Here is a 15,579-nt window from a genome sequence, read left to right on the forward strand (position 1 = left end):
GTCTCCCCTCAAAAGCAATCTTGTGAAATTATTCACAATAAAAGTATAACATAAAAACTAGTTCGTTTAGGATATTTATACAAACATGAGGAGACGGCCTTTTACACAAGAATCCCCTATGCATGAAACAGCATAGGGGATTATTCTCTAAATACTAGTTGCTATTATTGTTGGAATTATTAGAGTTACCTGAATTACCTGACTGGCTTCCGCCCTTTGCTCCTATTTCCTGATAAAACTTCTTGTCGTGATTTTCTGAAGTTGCTTCTCCACCCTTTTCTCCGATCTCTTGGTAGAATTCTTTGTCATGGTTCTTAGCTGTTTGTTCGCCGCCTTTACGACCAGCCTCTTCGTAACTCATTTTACTGTTGTTGCTGTTGTTGCTGTTGCTGTTGTTGTTGTTGTTACTGTTTGCCATAATTAAATCCTCCTTAAGTGTAGTGGGTGTTGTACGTTTGTACATTGGATATTTACCTCATGAGATGAAAATCAAACAAATTGTGGAGGTTTTTAACATTTTTGTAATTTAATTTACACTTAAGTGAGGGCAGGGTGTTTCTTGAATCTCCTATTTGATGTGCCTCATGTAGCCGACAATTGATACAAAAACATTTTCCAAACGAGTGGCTGAATGAAAACAACGAAAAAAATATTTCTTCAAAGTGTAAAAGATTCATCAAAGCTTCACACCTGTTATTCATCTTCCCTACCTTTTCCTCTAAAAACCAACTCCACTACCCATCTGATCAAGTACGAAAGAGCGATATAGATGACAAAGGACAACCCAACCTTCCAATGATAGATCTTATAAATATGTAACCATTGAAATATAGGCTCTGCGATAAACGATGCTCCTGCCGAAAGAATAATATTCGCATACAGAAACGCTTTTCCTTTAGGAAAGTATTTATACAAGAGCATATACGTGACAGGGATCAACGCATAGTCAAAGACGTATGCTTTTGGAAGTATGGGGATCAGTTGTCCTGGATAGCCCCATAAGCCAAGATCATATCCAATTCCGTCCAGGTTTGCGGCGACCAGAATCCAAGTCAATCCAAGAAAAAGAAGCTTCGGCCACTCCTCTCTTTTCGTTAATCGAAAAAAGATGGCCCAGGATAGGATAAAGAGGACTACTATAAACCACCAGCGTGGGGATAGAAAGCAATTGTCCAGCCAATATTGAATGTATTCTTGGTTAATGACTACATCTTTTTCTCTAATTTGATCATATCTCTCCAGCATACACGTCTCCTGTGCACAAGATTTTTATAAAAAAGACCCTCTTCAAGTTAAGAGGGCAATGAAAGCTTATGAAGGGTGTTCGCTTATAGTCTCTACCAATTAAAGGGCCTTCATTCATACATACTTCTAAATAAGAATCATGACTTTTCTCCCTTTCAAGCATCTTGCTATTATGTTAAAATTAGCCAAAATCAGACAATTTTCTTCCCTTTTTAAGAAAGGAGTTAAAGATAATGTCAAGAAATCGTGAGCTGCTTACCATTTTGCAGACGCTTCAAACTTTTTCAGATTGTGATATTACCCAGTCATTTTCTGAAGGTGATTCTGACGTATTGCTGGTTTCTTACTCGAAGAAAAATAACTCATTCGTCATCACTCAAAATGACTCCGAGATCAGCTATCATGATATCGACTCCGCTTTAGCCTTATTAGAACATATATTGCACACTTAGCTATTAATAAATGAACCATAGATTCAATTCAAAAAGACCCGTCGTCGTCGACAGGTCTTCTTGAATTTAAGGGAACCATCCGTTGGCTATTTATTGCTATTGGAATTGCTTGAACTGTTGGAGTTATTCGAGTTATTGGAGTTTCCGGACTGACTTCCGCCTTTCGCTCCAATTTCCTGATAAAATTTCTTGTCGTGATTTTCTGAAGTTGCTTCTCCACCTTTTTCACCGATCTCTTGGTAGAATTCTTTGTCATGGTTCTTAGCCGTTTGTTCGCCGCCTTTACGACCAGCTTCTTCGTAACTCATTTTGTTGCCATTGTTTTTACTGTTGTTATTGCTGTTACTGTTTGCCATAAATAAAATCCTCCTTAAGCTTAGTAAAAATGGTGTTGTACGTTTGTACATTGGTTATTTACCTCATGAGATGAACGTTAAACAGACTGTGGGGGTTTTTAACATTTTTGTAATTTAATTTACACTTAAGTTAAGACAGGATGATTCATGAATCCTTACTACTAGAAGAACTTGCTTCCTAACAGAGGTGTATGATGAAGGAATTAAAGAGGATTAGTATAGAAGGAGTCTTGCTACATGGATTACATCAAACGGGGAACACCAGCCTTCAAACATGCAAACCTGGCCCTTTTTGCAGGCGGATTCAGCACCTTCGCCGTCCTGTGGGGAACGCAGCCCCTGCTTCCGGACATCGCCAAGGAGTTTGCGATATCACCAGCCACCTCAAGTCTCAGCCAATCGTCCACAACGATTGCCTTAGCTATCAGCCTATTAATTGCTGGGTCTCTATCAGATGTGTATGGAAGAAAGTCTGTCATGACCTTCTCGTTACTTGCCTCTTCCCTCCTTGCCATTTGCACAGGATTTGCAACAAGTTTCCATATGCTCATCATTGGCCGGATCCTGCTGGGGATTACACTCGCTGGGCTTCCTGCCGTCGCCATGGCATACTTGGGTGAGGAAATCGAAGCCAAGAGTCTCGGGATGGCCATGGGGTTATACATCAGCGGAAATTCCATCGGGGGAATGTCGGGTCGGATCATCAGCGGCGTCCTTACCGACCATTTCAACTGGCATGTCGCGTTGATGGGAGTGGGGATCATCAGCTTGATTTCAACCGTCATCTTCCTTGTGCTTATCCCGCCATCTGCTCATTTCAAACCGCAGATATTTCAGTTTAGATCATTGGCCGGAACCCTGTTCAGCCAATTTAAAGTGCCAGGGCTTACCCTTCTCTTCACCATCGGATTTCTATTGATGGGAGGATTCGTATCCCTCTACAATTATATCGGATTCGAGCTGATCGCCCCGCCATACTCACTCAGTCAGACCGTCGTCGGATTCATCTTCATCGTCTATATCGTCGGCACCTTCAGCTCGACCTGGATGGGGATGCTCGCCGATCAGTATGGAAAAAAAAGAATCCTGCCTCTGACGCTAATCATCATGTTATCCGGGGTATCAGCCACCCTGCATCCGAATCTGTGGGTGAAAATCATCGGTATCGCCGTCTTTACCTACGGATTCTTCGCCGGCCACTCCATCGCCAGCAGCTGGGTGGGACGATTGGCCGTCCATGATAAAGCACAGGCTTCAGCCCTCTACTTATCCGCCTATTACGCAGGATCGAGTGTCGGAGGAACCGTCAGCGGAAGCTTCTATCATCAATTTAACTGGCCAGGTGTCGTGTGGATGATTGTCTCTCTCTCCGTAATCTCCATTGGGATTTCATTTTGGTTGGGGAGAAGGGACCTAGCACGATCAACATAAAAGAGGACTTGCCACCAAGTCCTCTCTCTTAGGCGTTACCCCTTCACTCCCGCTCGCGAATCCCAAGACCCCTGTAATTTTCGAATATAAAGAATTTGACCTGCATGGTATGTGGTATGGATGGTGAGGTGGGCAATGATTTCAGTCCAGTTAGTCAGATTCACCTCATCCGCCTCTTCAACCTCCTTCCAGTCAGCCATCAACTGATCAATCCTCTCGTACGTTTCACTCCAACTGAGACCTTCCTTATTCCTGAACGTGCTCTCACCTGTACTCTCTTCATTCTCAATACCTTTCAATCGATTTAAATGGCGTTGATTATAGTAGATGAGATGATGGACGATTTCAGAAATGGAATTGGTGGCTTCATTCGGCTTCCACGTTGCTTGTTCCTCGGTGAGATCCTTGATGGAATTGATCAATGATACAAACCAGGTATTTTGATCGTGGCAGGCATCCAGTTGAATGAGTAGGACTTGTTTGGCGTTCATTTTTTCCCCTCCTGTATTTTCATATCACTAATACTTTCAAGTTGGAGAGTAGCGTTTCCTCTTTAAATGTGATTATCTATTCAAAAAGATCCTCTTTTTATTAAAAAGGGATCTCCACAGTTTCAATAAACGTCATTCCAAAGTACTGATACTCGATCTTCACCTGACGGACTCTTTCGTCATGAAATACATTTACTGCATAGATGGTATCTTCTTTTGTGGCAGTTCCATTATTTAACTTCTCCATTTGTTTTGATTGAGAAGATCCCCTTTCGATGACTACATCCTTTAGGTTCTTATATTCGACTTTTTCATTTCGATCATCATCACCAAGGACGTATCCTTTCAAAAGATTACTCACCTGCATCTTCACTTTCTCAGGAGCATCATCATGATTGACTGTGACCCTCGCCACTTTCGCTTCACGGAAACCATGATTGGTTACTTCAACCAAGACAGATGTCCCATCCTCATTTTGACTAATCATGCCAATCTCCATTGGGGGATTCTCTCTTACCCATAAATAAGTCCCTCCCACTATGACGACCATCAAGAGCAGTGTAGCTGCTATCCACCATTTTTTCATCCGTCCATCCCTCACCAACATCAGCTTTATTCATCGATTGCGGTAGATCCGCCTCATATCGGGATTTTCTTTCAATCTTTTCCTACTTGAATATTTTTCCTGATAGATACTACGATCAATGTAATGCCGGTGATCGCTGTTAAAACCGCCAACACAAGGGGGAATGCTCCCACGTCCCGTATTGCCGTCCCATATATTCCGTATCTACTGTCCCACCCGAGGCCATCCGTTTCACCCAACATGCGGGAATAGATGGCTGCCGTAATCAGCGCTGAACCATATAGAATGGCACTTACCAATAAGCAAGTCAATCCAATCAGTAAATGTTTCATTTTTACACGTCCTATCTCTCATCTTCCGAAAAAATCAGGCAACGGTACACCAAGATCGAATAATGCGCTCGTCACAAGTAGGATCAGCACCGGGATTACACAGAGAATCAGGATCAGCGTCCAACTATTATTTGAAGGACCCTCACTCTTTTTCTTCCGGTAAAGTTCTTGAACCCGATTTTGTTTTTCTTTTGTATGTTGGGTCATATGTTCCTCCTTTATGGAGCACCATTCTTGATACTCCAATAGATCTCCGTCTCCTCATCACAGAAGAATCCCTCCAGGTCAGCAGACTCCACGATTCGATTCAATGTCTGACTATCGCCGCATATCATAGAAAAATGACTGTCCCAATGGGTGGTCACGAGGATTTTTTGATCGTGGGTGAAGAGGTTTCGACGTTCCAGATGAAGAATGGTGCCATCATCTTGTATAACATCGTCCATATGCTCAAGCTTTCTTTCTGTGCAAAATTCATCCCCGCACCATATCCAGTCATATCCCTCTTTTTTTATGGCACGAAGCAGATCATCCATGACGAGGTCTGGGAAGAGCCCCTCGGAAGGAAACACAATCTTTCTCTTTTCACACACTTCCATGATACGTTTTGCCAAGGATCGATTTTCATATTTTTTATTCAGTCCCAAGATGATACTTCTGAGGCCGATATCCACTTCTGCCAAGTTCGATAATCTGGATATCCCCATGAACTCCTGCCAGGTGATTTTCTCACAATGATCCACGATCTCCCTTTTACCGGGATACGTATCCGGATTAAACAATGCAAAGTCGATAGTCAGTGGCTTAATAAATGGATGGAAGAATATGAATATGTCTTCAAATACATTTTTATAGAACTTTTTTATCGCCAAATCTGCAGCTGAACACACTGAAAAACGATGCGGTTCGGGCAACACTCTGGATTCAGACATAAGCCCCCTCCTTCACACTCTAAATTATTCGCCAGATCGCGGGGATAATCCTGTTTTTTCCATAATCTCCATGTAACTCATTTGTAACTGTATTTTCTTACACTTGACTCATTAGATGAAAGGGGTTGATGTCTTTTGTTGAAAGGTAAACAAGTGTGGGTGACAGTTGTTACGCTGATGTTGTTAGGTGCAAGTACGTTGTTTCCGGGTCCGTCTTCTGCTGCAGGTCAGTTTCTGAACGGTTCTTATGGGGGAAAGCCCTACAAATTGTATATTCCTGAACAGTATGACTCAAGCAGGTCTTATCCCCTATATGTAATGCTTCACGGTTGCACACAGGATGCAAGTCAATTCTCCACTGGCACCAAGATGAATACACTTGCGGATGAAAAAGGGTTCTTGGTCCTTTATCCGGAACAAACGAGCAGCTCTAATTCTAATAAGTGCTGGAACTGGTTTGAAGCAGCCCATCAGTCCCGTGGAAGTGGGGAACCTGCTATCATTGCCGGGATGGTCAATTCTATAAAGAATGACTATTCAATTCAGAGTGAAAAAATATATGCGGCGGGGCTTTCAGCCGGCGCGGCAATGAGTGTAATCCTGGGAGCAACTTATCCTGATATCTTCTCAGGAATCGGGGTGGGATCAGGGCTTGAGTATAAGGCGGCGACAAGTATGACCGGTGCATTCACTGCCATGTCCAGCGGTGGTCCGAACCCAGGCACACAAGGAAGATTGGCCTATCAGGCAATGGGCAGTGGCGCATCCACTCTGCCCGTCATCGTTTTCCATGGAACCTCTGATTATACGGTAAGTCCGGTGAATGGCGATCAAGTCATCACTCAGTGGTCGGTCACCAATGACTTAGCACAAAATGGGTCGGAAGACGGGTGGATGGATGATCAGCCTGACCGGACAGAAAACGGGACAGTATCCGGTGGAAGAAGCTATAGCGTCAACGATTATGAAGGTGGTGACGGAAAGGTTTGGATGAAAATGGTGAAGGTCCAGAGCATGGGGCATGCATGGTCTGGGGGGAGTTCACAAGGCAGCTATACAGATCCACAAGGTCCAGACGCGAGCCGGATGATGTGGGAATTCTTTGATTCATTCAGTGATGACATTGGAGGAGGTGACGAGACAGCACTCGTTACGACAGCTACTCCCAAAGGGGGAACCTATTCTCAACCCATCGAGGTGGAGCTGGTGACGAATCAAGATGCCGACACCTATTACACAACCGATGGATCGAACCCAACAGTGCAATCTACTCTGTACTCAAACCCCATCCAGATCACGGATGATACAACCCTTACATTTTTCAGTCAGGACAGTTCAGGGCAAAAGGAAGCCATCAAACAGGAAGTGTATGTGATAAATGAAGGCGCTCCAGATGACCGGGTCACCATCAACTCCATTCCAGAGGAAGACGGCTTCTCCGGGAAATTCCTTGCAGATGGGAAAGGGACCGGTGACATCAAAATTGGCGACAAAGGCATGTACAATACCGACACCTTTAGAGGGATTCTATCGTTTGACACGAGTGTGATTGAGCAAATGACCGTAGAGTCTGCCACGATCCGCCTTTACACCAAATCCCTTACCGGTACAGTTCCTTCCATCACGATGGATATCAAGAGTGGAACCTTTGGCAGTGCACCCATTGAATCTAGCGACTATTCCGCCAGTCCGAGTCTTACCAATATCACCAGCTTTCAACCCCCTGCCACCTCAAGTTACATTGATGTGGAAATTCCCGCTGCCACCATCTCACAACTGAACAAAAATGGGAAAACTCAATTTCGGCTGAAGGCTGTAACGGTCGCAGGCTTTACTGCCAACCAGGTCGAATTTTACGGGGGCGGCAACGGGGGAACCTCACCGACCCTCATCATCAATGGAGCGAATTAAGGATTCACTTCTTTTAAAACCATCAGATGTCCCCGGACTCCTGATGGTTTTTATTCATATCATGGATGGTCTTAAACCCCCGTCCCCATCAATCCACCCCGGAAATTGTAGGTGAAGGATAGGCGTTGACAAATGCAGGTGACTGTCCACTCCATGTTTTCCCTTATGGACTTCCCTCCACATAACCACGGTTTCTTCAACCTACTGCGGATGGAAAGGAATAATGTCTCCTTTCACCCATGCACCTCCTCAAGAATCTTTCGTGTATTGAAAGGCAAGGGTTGATAAAATGAATGACAAGGCGATGAGTATCGGCGTTACAACTAAGAGCCCTAATAAATCGGTCTTATAATTCCACGGCACGAAAGCATCCCATAAGAAAGCCGTCCCTTTCCATAACACAATGAATATAAACAGCGTGAAGACAAGGTAAATGAGGCTTTCTACCAATCGTTTCATCATGGACTAAACCGCCAGTGAGTAGAAAGAAAGGAAATGGCGATGATACTTGTGGCCATGCCCACACTTTCACGTTCTCTGTATTGTCCAGAATAAAAAAAAAGACCCGTACAGAGGAAACCGATGAAAAATCCGATTTTAAATTGAAAGACTCCTAGTACAAAACCTGCCGCCCCAATGATTTGAAGCACAACTAGACACTTCTTTTTCATATCCAAGTTTCCACCTCTTTACCATCCATTACTTTTTATCTTTTAAAATCGTAAAAATCAAAAAGGAGATCAAGATTAAAAAGACGATCCCGACCCCACTCAGGATATCGATGATACTATTCACAAGAAAAATCATGTTTAATCCTCCATGCCTTTTTCTAATTATTTCAAAAAATAGAATCTATCTCAATCCTTTTTATGCAATAAAATAGCTTACCCGCTATAGATAAGCTATCTCCTTTAGTTTTCCGGAATGATCTTCAATTTCTGCAGCAAATCCATCCATTATTTAATAATCGTCGACCCCTGCAACAGTTCCGGCTTCGCGCCAAGGATCAATAAAAATAATTTCGAATCACTGATTTGTCGGTGCTTTTTCATGATGTCTTTCAGCTGAACGATATTAGGGTTTTCTTTCAGCTTCTGCACTTCCTCCTGATAGAGGGACAGGATCGAGCCTCTTACAAACTTCGGCTCATAGTCCGGCAGCTCCTTGTCACGGAGTAGTGATCCCATGTATCCATATTTCAACTGTAATTGTCTCGTCAGGCTTACGACGTGGATGAGCTGCTCATTCAGCTCAGGATATTCCTGTTTGAGCGATTCCACATCTTTTTTCGCCTCGTGCAGTTCGTTCATTCCAGCCAGCATTGTGGTCATGATGCTTCCCCTCCCAAGTTCCAAGGTTTTTCGAGTCCAATGATGTCATTCAGGATTTTACTCTGCTTGCGGCGGACCCGTCTTCGTTCTGCCCGTTCTTTTCCTGATTCGAACAGAAATTTCTCTTCTTCTGTCTCCGGGACAATTTCCGGTACTTTAACTGGATTTTTATTTTCATCGAGTGCGACGAAGGTCAGGAAAGCTGTCGCAGCCATTCGTCTTTCGCCAGTGATCATGTCTTCGGCGATCACTTTGCAGAAGATTTCCATGGATTTATTCCCGACGTATGAGACGAAGGATTCGACGCATACGGAATCACTTTGATGGATCGGATACAGGAAGTCGATGGAATCCGTTGATGCCGTCACACATTCTTTCACCCGTGCATGACGTCTCGCTGATAACGTCGCATTGTTATCGAGCTTCTTCATCAAGACCCCGCCGAACAGGGTGTTGTAGTTGTTTAAATCATTGATCATCACCTGGTCCGTGCTGACGACCAGACTCTCTTTCGGATGCTTCGTTTTTGCCATGAAGAACAAGTCCCTTCTATTGTAAAGTGGTTTCTCAAACGTTTGATACCCAAAGTGTAAGCCCAGCAGCAGGATAAGTGAAATGAATGTTTCTTATCATCATCATAGATACTGTCAATGCAATGGTTTACAACTGAATGGTATCAATCTCCACTTTTCCAAAATAGACAACAAAAAAAGAGCATTCCTTAGTCAGAAATGCTCCCCATCAACCGTTCCTGGGTAAAAGTCAGCCACTCTTTTGTGGCATACGATAAGTATTGATTTTTTCTCCAAATAATGGCGAGGTCCCATTCGATGACAGGCTTTACGACGCGGATAGCGACGAGATCCTCCTTTAGCTGCCTGTAAACGCTGTTAGGCAGGATTGAAATCCCGAGTTCCGCTTCGATCATCTTCCCGATGAAGTCCCATTGAGAACTTTCAGACACCACTTTCGGGAGAAAACCTGCTTCTTTGCAAGCCCCGCGGATCCGGTCCTTGGCACCACGATCCGAAGTTCTTCTTTCATAAAAGAAAAATGGTGAAAATCCTCCTCTGCAGCAGGCAGGACACCTACCCCCACATCGAGCTGGTCGGCGAGGATATCTTCTTCAATCCGCTTCGTCCCATTTTCGATCAACTGGAAAGTGATACCTGGGTAGAGGGCGTGGAACTCCCCCAGCACCTTGATGAACTGACCCGCGTCCATGATCGGAGGCAGTCCGATCCGGATATGCCCCCGCTGCAGGCCGATCAGGTCATCGAGTTCATGCTGGACATTCTCGAATGCCTTATCGATTGTCTGAGCCTGCTTCAAAATCGCCCGTCCCGCATCCGTCAGCACGAGCTGCTTCCGGGAACGATCGAACAGCTCCACCCCCAGCTCATCCTCTAAGTTCCTGATCATCTTACTGATCGTCGGCTGGGTCACATACAAATGATCCGCAGCACGGGTGAAGCTCTTGAATCTTGTTACTTCTATAAAATATTTTAAGTGCCTGATGTCCACTTGCTCACCTTCTTTTACGATGTCAATTCCTTTATAATAATAACAAACCAATACTAGATGTTAAGGATGACGGATTAAATGAATACAAAAACAAATTACCAAACGTGGATTCGAATGAACAAACTCCTTATTTTCTTGGGCATTTCACTTCTTCTTCTCTTGATTACATTATACTCCGTTCAGGTATATTTCCGCGTCTTAGCAGGAATGCTCGCCTTGCCGTTTCTTTATATAACCTTTATCCTTTCCTATTCTGTCTATCAATTCGCAACTTTTGGAGGAGGTTTCCAGTCAAAGATTCACCATTTGATTGTTTCTAAAGTCGAGGATGGCAGTGGAAAGATACTGGATATCGGGACAGGGAGCGGTTCACTGATTATCAAGCTCGCAAAGGCGTTTCCAAACTCCACACTGACCGGGATCGATTATTGGGGTGAGAATTGGGAATATTCGAAAGCACAATGTGAACAAAACGCAGAGATCGAAGGGGTCTCTGATCGCATCCATTTTGTAAAGGCAAGTGCCTCACACCTTCCTTTTCAGAATGGTGAATTCGATGTGGTTGTCAGCTGCCTCACCTTTCATGAAGTAAAGGATTCAAAGAATAAAACGGAGGTCATCAAAGAGGCACTGAGATTGGTCAAGCCTGGTGGTACTTTCGTCTTCATGGACCTCTTCATGGATGAGAGCACATTTGGGAAGAAAACAGAGCTGGTAGCTGACTTGACGAAGCATGGGGAAATTGAATTGAATGATGACAAACTGACAGACATCCTGCCTCTCCCAAAGATCTTGCGGAACAAGAAAGTACTGGGAAATGCGATGGTGTTGAGTGGGAAAAAAGCGAATAAAGCTCAGAGCAGATGATTTTGATCTGAGCTTTATTCGCTTTAAGGACTTTGACAAGGGCAATGTTCCCTTTATCATCAAGGACACCGACTAACCAATTCCCATTAAACCAAAGGGGTACACTCTCCAATACTTCACTTTTATCTGTAACGGACTCTCCCTATCCAGACGAAAGGACATATTGAAATTCAAATATAGCGAAATTATGATCAAACTTCGTCCCATATGTTTCGTACTCTTGTTCAAGTTGCGTTCGTATTCGGCCGTAATATTGTATACGATTGTATCGTCTATGTATGATGTTCATGTGCCCTCACCTCTCCCCTTTAAACGACAACCCATTCTCTACAAGCGCCTTCCGAAGCTTCGGTATGGACGACGGGCCCATTCCATGCAAAGCCAGAATCTCTTTCTCGCTGCAGGCAGCCAACTCTTCCAAATTCTTGATTCCGTTATTCTCCAGCGCTCTTCTCGCCGGACCTGCAAGGATGGAAAGGAATCCGGTTTCAGGTTTTTGTTCTTTTTCACAAACGGGACAGGTCGGGCAATCACTCTTTTTCACATAGGTGTGACCTTTGTCGCAAATCTTCACATTTCCATTCGAAGTCATGATATCACCTCTTTCTTATGAGGAATCAATGTAAGGGCATTCAAAAGAATCGTGCCTCCGAGAAGCACGGCGGCAGCGAACGCCACGGCTCCCGATATGTCCATAATCGCGGACCAGTCCCCGATCGTGACCAGATGATAGTGATAAAAGATCTGGAAAGACAGGGATACGGCGCACGCCCCCATGCTCAACATGGTAAAAGCGACGTGATTTTTTCTGTTTTGGAAGAGGTTCACCAAAGGTAGTGTCCATGCCAAAAGTCCGAGTAACAGGCTGCCGATATTAAGCCAAACCATCATATCATTTCTCCCTCTTTTGCCTTGTTCCTGGTCCTCCACATCCAAGATGCCAAAAGGAGAACCATACCAACACACGTCATGATAAGGTTATACACAAGAAAATTTCCCGTTTTACTATAATTAATCGCAAGCGTTCCTTCAAATATCAACATGATGGAGAATGATAAACGGATGAGATACCCATTAGTCTTCATACAATCCCTCCTCACCCTTATTATTCCAAAATATGTTATCCTATTCAATCCTTCCCTCATGATAAAATAGAAAATATAACCAAAGGAGTCTGATAACGTGAAATACATCATGATTGGGACGGCTTTTTTGATGGTCATCGGAATCATCGCAGGCACATTCATTTTTGAAAAAACGCCAAACGTAAACCAACCTGAGACGCCAGAAATAAGTGATCCCGTTCCCCCTCCGCTTCAACCAGTGAACGAAGCTGCCCCAGTTGGATACTCACTTCAGCAGGATCAGCTGCAGATTACATACAACCAAGGAGATGAGTGGGTGAAAGTCCCTATAGAAAAAGAACTTCTTTTCGAAGGGGAATATAGTGGAAATGAGGACGAGCTGATCGAGGCGAGCTATGTTCTGAACCAAAATCGTGCTGCCTTTTTATATGCTCATGACTACAGCTCCCCAGATAAAGGCGTCCGATTGATCTACTCAAATAACAAAGGGCAGACATGGGAAGATGCCAAGGTAACAGGCTCCTCTCCGCCCATACGTTTTAGGAAAGTCGCCTTTATCAACGATTCTTTCGCCTATGCGATCCTTTCAGCCGACCGGACAATGTCACAGGAATTGACGACCGTCTACTTATCGAAAGACGGCGGGAAATCGTGGAATGAGATGCCCCGCCCCGATATCACGCGACTCATATCTGATGGCGGATTTGTTGACGAAAATACCGGTTTCCTGTCATTTGGCATCCTTAATCCGGAAAAGCCCGACCTCCAAGTCACACAAGACGGGGGACAATCATGGAACGAGGCTTCGATGGACATCCCTGATCAATATGAAAAAGTCTTCGTCATAGCGGAAGTCCCGTTCGAAGAAGAAGATCACCTGGCCGTCTATGTCAATCAAGGTCCGAACGGCGATTATAAGGGTGGGAAGGTCAAAGGAAAATTCATCTCAATAGACCGGGGACGGACCTGGTCATTCCAAGAGGAGGTACAGCCTGATGAAATCGACTAAGAAAATAACCGGGCGTGTGCTATTCATCCTATCCATCACCTTATTCATCTTCCAGATGGGTTACCTGTTCCTGCACGCAACATATAAGGTGGAATACATCGACAATCGGTTGTTTTATCTCTTCAATATCCTGATCATCATTGGCATGGCTGCCTCCATCTTCATTCTCTTCACCTTGCCAAAAACATGGAAAGTCCTATCCTCCGTGGTGGTAGCGATCCTCATTCTTCTTCAAGGAGGATTGATCATCCACCATGGTCAGCAAACGACACAGGTTGTAAGCTTTTCACCCGGCATGAAGAACCAATTCGTCCTAAAAGAAGATATAGGTACCGGGAAAGCCGCCTATTACAGAACATACTATCGGATCCTCGCCCGGCCAAAGGAAGTGCTACCTTATCAAACGAAAGGTGAATTCAAGGTGAAATGGCTGGAGAAAGATATAGCGGTATTGACCTATCCAGCCGCTGACAACAGCATCCATCAGTACATCGGAACATACGGTGCGAGGGATTCCGGCATTTCGTATTCCTATGTCGGACCAACGATTCAGGGTCAGTGGAAAGGAGATGGTGCAAGGATCGACAGCACGACAGAGGGAATCTCCATCGACCACGATGGAAAAATCGAGAAGTACAATTGGGACAATGTCGTTCAATTCGGCACCATTGCCATCGTCCTCGTCCATGACGGGGAAGCGGAGTGGACGATCGGACTGAATGAGAATTTCCAAAGTCACTCCAATGATCCCAATCCTCCTGCGGGTGAGATTACACTGTATCAGGCCAGCCTGGAATCTGTTGAGCCGGTCAGACTTACGTTTGTTGAATAGAAAATAAGCCGATCTCTATTTTGGTGAGCCCGGCTTTTTATGTACTATCATATCGGATATAAGCTGGGAAACTGCTCTAATATTTCATGTTAATCCAAACGAGTCCCCTTCGAAGGAGACTCCCCCTCCCTTTAGCTTCGTTAATCATTCTAAAGAAAGAGACCCTCCGTTTGAGAAGGGGCCCCTACCAAATCTTATTCCACTACCACTTTTTCAGACGGGTCAGATTCCATATCCTCAATATTCACAGTTGTAATATAATACGAATCTCCCTTTTTACCCCCTCCATCAAAAAAGCTCTTCCGTTCATGTGCTGAAATGCTTTCGATATGTTCGAACTTTTCCGCGCCTGAGGACTTTTTATACACTCTGTAACCCATCACCGTATCATCATTGACCGAGTGCCAGGAAAGGGATCCGGTATCGTATTCGACTGCCGTCGGTGGTTCAGGAGCTTCAAGCTCATTGACTTTGGTTTCAGATATGAGCTCTGTATACACGACCAGCCGGTCCGGATAAAGGTGTTCGTCATGATTGAACGTACCTGTGCACGTAATGATATTCAGGTTCCGTTTGTCCGAGGGTCCGAAGATTTTCTCGATCGGAGCTTCGGCACTCGGATAGCTTTCCTTCGATTTCACCTCGAAGGTTCGTTTCATCCCCTTTTTATCCGTGACGATGATCTTCTCCCCTACCTTGATGTTCTTTAGGTAGAAGAAGATCGCCGGGCCTTTCTTACTGTCGACATGTCCAGCAAGGACGGCATTTCCCTTTGCCCCCACCTTCACCCCGCGGTCGTACCATCCGACCACATCGGTTTCTTCAGGAACTTCCATTTCCCCATTTTCAAGTAATCCCACGGGAATGATGCTGGTATCGATGTCCATGCTCGGAATCTGGACACGGGAAGGCGTAATTCCTTCTTCTTGAACCTTTATCTGCTCTTCAAGCTCTGTTTTTTTCTTCTTTAAAGAGTCAAGAAGAACAAACTCTTCTTCCTTATGGGCGGTACCCACCCCGGTTTTCACTTTTTCTTTTTCCACTGTTTGTTTCTTATCGGATTGAGTTGTCTGATTTTCTTTCTCAGGTCCGTCCTTTGCAATTGCCTGAAAGCTGACAACACCAATCATAAGGACCGCGATCAGTATGATAAGTATTCGTTTCTTCATCATTTTCCCTCCACTTAAGAGAAGAG

At 44.4% G+C, this 15,579-nt stretch carries 20 protein-coding genes and 3 pseudogenes; 6 read left to right on the forward strand and 17 right to left on the reverse strand.

Annotated features, from left to right (window positions below):
• Positions 1 to 190 precede the first annotated feature (190 nt).
• Positions 191 to 418: pseudogene (locus FZC88_RS10900) on the reverse strand (KGG domain-containing protein); the annotation flags it as partial.
• Positions 419 to 693: 275 nt separating this feature from the next.
• Positions 694 to 1,245 (reverse strand): CBO0543 family protein, encoded by a 552-nt coding sequence (locus tag FZC88_RS10905; RefSeq protein WP_148994881.1) that lies wholly within the window; start codon positions 1,243 to 1,245, stop codon positions 694 to 696.
• Positions 1,246 to 1,478: 233 nt separating this feature from the next.
• Between FZC88_RS10905 and FZC88_RS10910 the strand changes: the two genes are divergently transcribed.
• Positions 1,479 to 1,697: a hypothetical protein gene (locus FZC88_RS10910; RefSeq protein WP_148967503.1), complete on the forward strand. Its 219-nt coding sequence runs from the start codon at positions 1,479 to 1,481 to the stop codon at positions 1,695 to 1,697.
• A gap of 131 nt (positions 1,698 to 1,828) precedes the next feature.
• Here FZC88_RS10910 and FZC88_RS10915 read toward each other — a convergent pair.
• Positions 1,829 to 2,053: pseudogene (locus FZC88_RS10915) on the reverse strand (KGG domain-containing protein); the annotation flags it as partial.
• A 237-nt stretch (positions 2,054 to 2,290) separates the two neighbouring features.
• Between FZC88_RS10915 and FZC88_RS10920 the strand changes: the two are divergent.
• Positions 2,291 to 3,484: an MFS transporter gene (locus FZC88_RS10920; protein WP_148994882.1), complete on the forward strand. Its 1,194-nt coding sequence runs from the start codon at positions 2,291 to 2,293 to the stop codon at positions 3,482 to 3,484.
• 35 nt (positions 3,485 to 3,519) lie between these two features.
• On the opposite strand, the gene FZC88_RS10925 is transcribed toward FZC88_RS10920, so the two are convergent.
• The 5 genes from FZC88_RS10925 to FZC88_RS10945 all read right to left on the reverse strand — a co-directional run bounded on the left by FZC88_RS10925 (position 3,520) and on the right by FZC88_RS10945 (position 5,825).
• Entirely contained in the window at positions 3,520 to 3,975 is a 456-nt protein-coding gene (locus FZC88_RS10925; protein ID WP_148994883.1) for a DinB family protein, read from the reverse strand.
• 100 nt (positions 3,976 to 4,075) lie between these two features.
• Complete coding sequence (locus tag FZC88_RS10930) at positions 4,076 to 4,561, reverse strand: hypothetical protein (protein WP_148967499.1); 486 nt, start codon at positions 4,559 to 4,561, stop codon at positions 4,076 to 4,078.
• Positions 4,562 to 4,632: 71 nt separating this feature from the next.
• Positions 4,633 to 4,893, reverse strand: a complete 261-nt coding sequence (locus tag FZC88_RS10935) for a phosphatase (RefSeq protein ID WP_148994884.1) — start codon at positions 4,891 to 4,893, stop codon at positions 4,633 to 4,635.
• Between the two features lie 18 nt (positions 4,894 to 4,911).
• Complete coding sequence (locus FZC88_RS10940) at positions 4,912 to 5,100, reverse strand: hypothetical protein (RefSeq protein WP_148967497.1); 189 nt, start codon at positions 5,098 to 5,100, stop codon at positions 4,912 to 4,914.
• Positions 5,101 to 5,111: 11 nt separating this feature from the next.
• Positions 5,112 to 5,825: a DUF2711 family protein gene (locus FZC88_RS10945; RefSeq protein ID WP_148994885.1), complete on the reverse strand. Its 714-nt coding sequence runs from the start codon at positions 5,823 to 5,825 to the stop codon at positions 5,112 to 5,114.
• Between the two features lie 135 nt (positions 5,826 to 5,960).
• Here FZC88_RS10945 and FZC88_RS10950 point away from each other — a divergent pair, with 135 nt between their 5' ends.
• Positions 5,961 to 7,736, forward strand: a complete 1,776-nt coding sequence (locus FZC88_RS10950) for an extracellular catalytic domain type 1 short-chain-length polyhydroxyalkanoate depolymerase (protein WP_262371829.1) — start codon at positions 5,961 to 5,963, stop codon at positions 7,734 to 7,736.
• A 249-nt stretch (positions 7,737 to 7,985) separates the two neighbouring features.
• On the opposite strand, the gene FZC88_RS10955 is transcribed toward FZC88_RS10950, so the two are convergent.
• The 5 genes and pseudogenes from FZC88_RS10955 to FZC88_RS10975 form a co-directional block, all read right to left on the reverse strand.
• Positions 7,986 to 8,198, reverse strand: a complete 213-nt coding sequence (locus FZC88_RS10955) for a hypothetical protein (protein ID WP_262371830.1) — start codon at positions 8,196 to 8,198, stop codon at positions 7,986 to 7,988.
• Positions 8,195 to 8,407 carry a hypothetical protein gene (locus FZC88_RS10960; RefSeq protein ID WP_148967495.1) on the reverse strand — a complete coding sequence of 71 codons (213 nt, stop codon included), beginning with the start codon at positions 8,405 to 8,407 and terminating at the stop codon, positions 8,195 to 8,197. Before FZC88_RS10960 ends, FZC88_RS10955 begins: the two co-directional genes overlap by 4 nt.
• A 285-nt stretch (positions 8,408 to 8,692) precedes the next feature.
• Positions 8,693 to 9,067, reverse strand: coding sequence for a hypothetical protein (locus tag FZC88_RS10965; protein WP_148967494.1), 375 nt, complete (start codon positions 9,065 to 9,067; stop codon positions 8,693 to 8,695).
• Positions 9,064 to 9,600, reverse strand: coding sequence for an acyl-CoA thioesterase (locus FZC88_RS10970; RefSeq protein ID WP_148967493.1), 537 nt, complete (start codon positions 9,598 to 9,600; stop codon positions 9,064 to 9,066). The genes FZC88_RS10965 and FZC88_RS10970 overlap by 4 nt, the downstream gene beginning before the upstream one ends.
• A gap of 188 nt (positions 9,601 to 9,788) precedes the next feature.
• Positions 9,789 to 10,591, reverse strand: a pseudogene (locus FZC88_RS10975) (LysR family transcriptional regulator).
• 78 nt (positions 10,592 to 10,669) lie between these two features.
• On the opposite strand from FZC88_RS10975, the gene FZC88_RS10980 reads away from it, so the two are divergent.
• Positions 10,670 to 11,458, forward strand: coding sequence for a class I SAM-dependent methyltransferase (locus tag FZC88_RS10980; protein ID WP_148994886.1), 789 nt, complete (start codon positions 10,670 to 10,672; stop codon positions 11,456 to 11,458).
• A gap of 295 nt (positions 11,459 to 11,753) precedes the next feature.
• Here FZC88_RS10980 and FZC88_RS10985 read toward each other — a convergent pair whose 3' ends face one another.
• From FZC88_RS10985 to FZC88_RS10995, 3 genes are read right to left on the reverse strand one after another with little or no spacing between them, the layout of a single operon-like run.
• Positions 11,754 to 12,050 (reverse strand): RNA polymerase alpha subunit C-terminal domain-containing protein, encoded by a 297-nt coding sequence (locus tag FZC88_RS10985; RefSeq protein WP_148967490.1) that lies wholly within the window; start codon positions 12,048 to 12,050, stop codon positions 11,754 to 11,756.
• Positions 12,047 to 12,349 (reverse strand): hypothetical protein, encoded by a 303-nt coding sequence (locus FZC88_RS10990; protein ID WP_148967489.1) that lies wholly within the window; start codon positions 12,347 to 12,349, stop codon positions 12,047 to 12,049. Before FZC88_RS10990 ends, FZC88_RS10985 begins: the two co-directional genes overlap by 4 nt.
• On the reverse strand, positions 12,346 to 12,543 hold the full coding sequence (locus tag FZC88_RS10995; protein ID WP_148994887.1) for a hypothetical protein: 198 nt from the start codon (positions 12,541 to 12,543) through the stop codon (positions 12,346 to 12,348). Before FZC88_RS10995 ends, FZC88_RS10990 begins: the two co-directional genes overlap by 4 nt.
• Before the next feature lie 97 nt (positions 12,544 to 12,640).
• Between FZC88_RS10995 and FZC88_RS11000 the strand changes: the two genes are divergently transcribed.
• The gene (locus FZC88_RS11000) at positions 12,641 to 13,552 is read left to right on the forward strand and encodes a WD40/YVTN/BNR-like repeat-containing protein (RefSeq protein WP_148994888.1); all 912 of its coding nucleotides are present in this window, start codon (positions 12,641 to 12,643) and stop codon (positions 13,550 to 13,552) included.
• Entirely contained in the window at positions 13,539 to 14,384 is an 846-nt protein-coding gene (locus tag FZC88_RS11005; protein ID WP_148994889.1) for a hypothetical protein, read from the forward strand. Before FZC88_RS11000 ends, FZC88_RS11005 begins: the two co-directional genes overlap by 14 nt.
• 194 nt (positions 14,385 to 14,578) lie before the next feature.
• Here the strand turns inward: FZC88_RS11005 and FZC88_RS11010 are convergent, their stop codons facing one another.
• Positions 14,579 to 15,553, reverse strand: a complete 975-nt coding sequence (locus FZC88_RS11010) for a class F sortase (RefSeq protein WP_187443584.1) — start codon at positions 15,551 to 15,553, stop codon at positions 14,579 to 14,581.
• Positions 15,554 to 15,579 lie beyond the last annotated feature (26 nt).

Source organism: Rossellomorea aquimaris (genome assembly GCF_008180865.1).
Taxonomy (GTDB): domain Bacteria; phylum Bacillota; class Bacilli; order Bacillales; family Bacillaceae_B; genus Rossellomorea; species Rossellomorea yichunensis.

What these genes read in the sequence shown, in the direction of transcription:
- FZC88_RS10905 (WP_148994881.1), bottom strand. Translation starts at nt 1,245, where the DNA reads ATGCTGGAGAGATATGATCAAATTAGAGAAAAAGATGTAGTCATTAAC.
- FZC88_RS10910 (WP_148967503.1), top strand. Translation starts at nt 1,479, where the DNA reads ATGTCAAGAAATCGTGAGCTGCTTACCATTTTGCAGACGCTTCAAACT.
- FZC88_RS10920 (WP_148994882.1), top strand. Translation starts at nt 2,291, where the DNA reads ATGGATTACATCAAACGGGGAACACCAGCCTTCAAACATGCAAACCTG.
- FZC88_RS10925 (WP_148994883.1), bottom strand. Translation starts at nt 3,975, where the DNA reads ATGAACGCCAAACAAGTCCTACTCATTCAACTGGATGCCTGCCACGAT.
- FZC88_RS10930 (WP_148967499.1), bottom strand. Translation starts at nt 4,561, where the DNA reads ATGAAAAAATGGTGGATAGCAGCTACACTGCTCTTGATGGTCGTCATA.
- FZC88_RS10935 (WP_148994884.1), bottom strand. Translation starts at nt 4,893, where the DNA reads ATGAAACATTTACTGATTGGATTGACTTGCTTATTGGTAAGTGCCATT.
- FZC88_RS10940 (WP_148967497.1), bottom strand. Translation starts at nt 5,100, where the DNA reads ATGACCCAACATACAAAAGAAAAACAAAATCGGGTTCAAGAACTTTAC.
- FZC88_RS10945 (WP_148994885.1), bottom strand. Translation starts at nt 5,825, where the DNA reads ATGTCTGAATCCAGAGTGTTGCCCGAACCGCATCGTTTTTCAGTGTGT.
- FZC88_RS10955 (WP_262371830.1), bottom strand. Translation starts at nt 8,198, where the DNA reads ATGATGAAACGATTGGTAGAAAGCCTCATTTACCTTGTCTTCACGCTG.
- FZC88_RS10960 (WP_148967495.1), bottom strand. Translation starts at nt 8,407, where the DNA reads ATGAAAAAGAAGTGTCTAGTTGTGCTTCAAATCATTGGGGCGGCAGGT.
- FZC88_RS10965 (WP_148967494.1), bottom strand. Translation starts at nt 9,067, where the DNA reads ATGACCACAATGCTGGCTGGAATGAACGAACTGCACGAGGCGAAAAAA.
- FZC88_RS10970 (WP_148967493.1), bottom strand. Translation starts at nt 9,600, where the DNA reads ATGGCAAAAACGAAGCATCCGAAAGAGAGTCTGGTCGTCAGCACGGAC.
- FZC88_RS10980 (WP_148994886.1), top strand. Translation starts at nt 10,670, where the DNA reads ATGAATACAAAAACAAATTACCAAACGTGGATTCGAATGAACAAACTC.
- FZC88_RS10985 (WP_148967490.1), bottom strand. Translation starts at nt 12,050, where the DNA reads ATGACTTCGAATGGAAATGTGAAGATTTGCGACAAAGGTCACACCTAT.
- FZC88_RS10990 (WP_148967489.1), bottom strand. Translation starts at nt 12,349, where the DNA reads ATGATGGTTTGGCTTAATATCGGCAGCCTGTTACTCGGACTTTTGGCA.
- FZC88_RS10995 (WP_148994887.1), bottom strand. Translation starts at nt 12,543, where the DNA reads ATGAAGACTAATGGGTATCTCATCCGTTTATCATTCTCCATCATGTTG.
- FZC88_RS11005 (WP_148994889.1), top strand. Translation starts at nt 13,539, where the DNA reads ATGAAATCGACTAAGAAAATAACCGGGCGTGTGCTATTCATCCTATCC.
- FZC88_RS11010 (WP_187443584.1), bottom strand. Translation starts at nt 15,553, where the DNA reads ATGAAGAAACGAATACTTATCATACTGATCGCGGTCCTTATGATTGGT.